The 3,535-nt window shown below is 52.8% G+C and carries 3 protein-coding genes; all 3 read left to right on the top strand.

Features of this window, described 5'->3' with window-relative positions:
• Positions 1-508: 508 nt before the first annotated feature.
• The gene (locus tag AB4Y86_RS14770; RefSeq protein ID WP_441402951.1) at positions 509-1,615 is read left to right on the top strand and encodes a glycosyltransferase family 2 protein; all 1,107 of its coding nucleotides are present in this window, start codon (positions 509-511) and stop codon (positions 1,613-1,615) included.
• Entirely contained in the window at positions 1,612-2,616 is a 1,005-nt protein-coding gene (locus AB4Y86_RS14765) for a rhamnan synthesis F family protein (protein ID WP_441402950.1), read from the top strand. The genes AB4Y86_RS14770 and AB4Y86_RS14765 overlap by 4 nt, the downstream gene beginning before the upstream one ends.
• Before the next feature lie 5 nt (positions 2,617-2,621).
• The coding region (locus tag AB4Y86_RS14760; protein ID WP_441402949.1) for a hypothetical protein at positions 2,622-3,535 on the top strand (914 nt) is incomplete at its 3' end.

Here is a 3,535-nt window from a genome sequence, read left to right as displayed (position 1 = left end):
GGGCTCGGCCCCTGGACTATTGGTTACATGGACCTCGAGCAGTCCTGCAAAGGTCCACAGCCTGCTCGTGAAATTAGCGACGCCGCAAAATAGGGCGACTCCCTTACCACTCCGGGGTTTGAGATTGGGGGTCGCGACTCGGAAAGACGCTCTATGGGCGGCTGGCGATCCTCTGGCACGCTGGCTCGGAGGTACTGATTCGATCCTGGCTTCTGAGCCGGTCAATTCCGTGGACGTGGGAATCGCTTCCAATGGCGCCGTCGTTGCCAACGATCACATAGCTCAGGGATGGACAGACCGGCAGGACGCAACCGCGATCCTGCCTCCAGTTGATACAGCTTTGATGTCGCCTTGTGGGTTCCTAGCAGCGCCCACGGCGGGAACCGCGCGTCTTACAGCCATGCCCAAAAATGGAAGTTGGACGCTGACTTCTCACCATGGGACCTCTATAACGCGGTTTGACGACCTGGATGAAAACATTTTGGCCCTCCTAAGGCAGTTTGAATCAGTGGAAATCGACCATGGGAACATAACGGAGACCAATTTCCGCGTTGCACGTGTCATTTCTCAACTGGCGGTCGCCGGGGTTCCCATGTTGCTCGCCAACCTTGCATCCGAGATGTCGGAACTGCTAGGAACTGAATTGATGGCCGAACTTCAGTCACTTGGAAATCGGACCTTTCACAGCGACCTCGAGCGTGAGTCGTTCTCCATCAACTGCCGAAGGGCGGGTCTTAGGGGATTCTCGCCCGCGAAGCGTTGGATCAACACTTTTTCAACGCCACTTGTCACGGACGAGTCCGTTAGCATCATACTCGCGACCCGCCGGCCCCAACTGTTACCGCGTATTCTGCAGCAGATCGAGAATCAGTCAGCGACAGAAATTGAAGTGATAATAGGCTTGCACGGACACACTGAGCCAGACACGGAGGTAGTCCGGATGCTCGAGAAGTTCCGATTCGAGGCTAAACTCATTCTGTTTTCTGAGGAATGCTCGCTGGGTTCCGTCCTCAATGGGCTTACCCGGGCGGCGGGTGGACGTTTCATCTCAAAGATGGATGACGATGACTGGTACGCCCCTCATCACATCGAGGACCTGTTGCTCGGAAAGTCGTATTCTGGTGCCGGTCTTGTGGGTGCACCTGTTGAATTCACGTATATAGAGTCCGCCGACTTAACTACTCAACGAGGATTTGAGAAGGAATGCTTCACCGAGCACGTGGCCGGGGGGACGATACTCCTTTCAAAAGAACTTCTCCAGGAAGTCGGGGGATGGAGAGCAACCAGATCTGCTGTTGATCGCGGCCTGATAGACGCTGTACTTGCGAGCGGTGAACGCGTTTATCGAATACACGGCCAAAACTACTTGATGCATCGGAGATCTCCGGTGCCCGGCGTCATGGCCCACACATGGTCAGCTGGCGACGAAGTCTTTCTGCGAAACTGCATAAACCAATGGGATGGATTTGTGCCCCCGCCGCAATTCGAAGGCAGCGCTTCCTGGTTTGAACCGCCAGGCAGGTTGCCGAGTTATCAGAGCTACTTTGATATGGCCTCAACGAGAACCAAGGGCGAACCTCGGGCTCTCCGTCACTTATTGAGAGATGAAAAATGACCTTACTTGTTATCATGGCACATTACGATGTGAAGCGTGTACTGAGAAGACATACGTTAAATTCGATTTTAATGTATTCCGAGGCCGCTGACCAAATGGTGCTGGTTTCAACATCGGGGCTTCAGAGCGAATATTTGGACAAACTCCCGAAGTCGGTTACATATATTGAGCGCGATAATTTCGGATACGACTTTTTCAGTTACAAATGGGGTCTCGATACGGTTGACGACTATGCCGATTTTGACCGAGTCCTAATTGTCAACGATAGCTTCGTTGGTCCTTTAGTTCCTTTGGAGGCTATACTGGAGAGCGAAAACTGTTCCAGCGCAGATTTTGCAGGATTGACGCTTTCTGAACGCCACAGCACGCACGCTCAGAGTTTCTTTTTTACCTTCACGTCCTCTGTCTCGAAATCCAAGTCGTTCAGAAGCTTTTGGGGCGACATGGTCCCCGTTTCTGATCGCTTCAAGGTTATAAGCGCGTATGAAATAGGTTTGACCACCGCAGTCCGTTCTGCCGGCTTCAAAGCCGGTGCATACTTTGTTCCTTCTCTTCAGGAAGAGGCGCTCGCCAGATCTCGCTGGGAATGGCACCTCCGGCACCGGGTCTCGCTGAAGTATCCGGACAAAACCGTTTTTGAACTTGCGCCCGATGGTGTTCACGGTCGCAACTGGAATCCAGCAATTGCATTCGCGGATAGGATTTTGGACGGCGCCCGTATGCCCATATTGAAATTCGACGTACTTCGATTTGATCCGTATGAACTTGGTGCGGCGCATTTACTCTCCGAATGTGAGCGGGCGATGCCGGATGATTTTTTGGGTGTCCGAGCGTTCTTGGACGATACTCGCCGACTTTACCCCTTTAGGCCTGGGGAAATAAATCTACCGACATCCGCTCAGGAACTAAGGGATTCGGGAATAGGCTACGGCCATGATCCCGAATTGGTTTCGATGTCTCGTCCATTGCAGTCCCGAAATAGTCAGGAAATATCTCGTTGAATCGCATGAAGGTACTGCTCAAACTTGGTAAAGCTGGCGGGGTTCGCGTTCAGCTGCTAGCTATAGTTGCTGGTCTATCCTTGATTCTTTCTGTTGCCGCTTTCAGTTCTCAGTGGTCTATTGCAGTAGTATGTTTTGGTCTCATGCAGGCCATTCTTATAATGATCGTTGTTCAGTCGCGCCATGTGCTCAGCAAAAGAATATTTTCAGTCTCAAGACAAGTGGAGAAGCGAATTGAGCGCGGAAAGACGACCAAAGCTCTAACGAACGTGGCGGTGCCAAAACCGGCATCTAACGGCGGTCTTCCGGCTGAGTCCGGTGGCAGAAAAAAGGCTTCAAAGGGGGAGGTGGGGTCGAACTCGACCACGTCTACTATACCTTTGGAATCTGCGACCGCGATGATCCTGGCCTCTCGTATTTTTGACCAAGAGTGGTACGAAGTTCAGGTTGACGGCAAATTCGACTCGCGCAGAGATGCATGCAGGCACTACCTGTCGAGGGGACGACGTTCTGGCTTCACACCTCATCCGCTGTTCATCCCAAGTTGGGTAGACGAAGCTTGGCGCACGTCTGCAGTGGATCCGCTAGTCAAATATTTAAGCGATCCACAATTGAACCGCGTCGCGCCTACGCACCCGCTCTTTGATCCGGCTCATATGGATGAGGGGTTAAAAAAGGCGCTGGATCGGGATTGGGGTGCTCTATCTACATTCCTGGCGCTTGCAGGCCCTAAGACGCCGCTGCCTTATGACTCTGCACTTAGTGCGAATCGGCCGGTCTCCACCCTTGCCACGCTCCGAAAGATGCTTCTTGCTGAGTCAAAATTATGGCGCGCTCGGGAGATGACTTATGCCCCACTCAGAGGTTCGTCAGCTGCGCCCGAAGCAAGTGGAGAAGTGCAGGAGGCTCTGGAGATATT

It is taken from the genome of Arthrobacter sp. 2YAF22_2, from assembly GCF_052114645.1.
Classification (GTDB): domain Bacteria; phylum Actinomycetota; class Actinomycetes; order Actinomycetales; family Micrococcaceae; genus Arthrobacter.
Note: the sequence above shows the minus strand (reverse complement) of the source record. Positions and strands in the feature narration are given on the sequence as shown.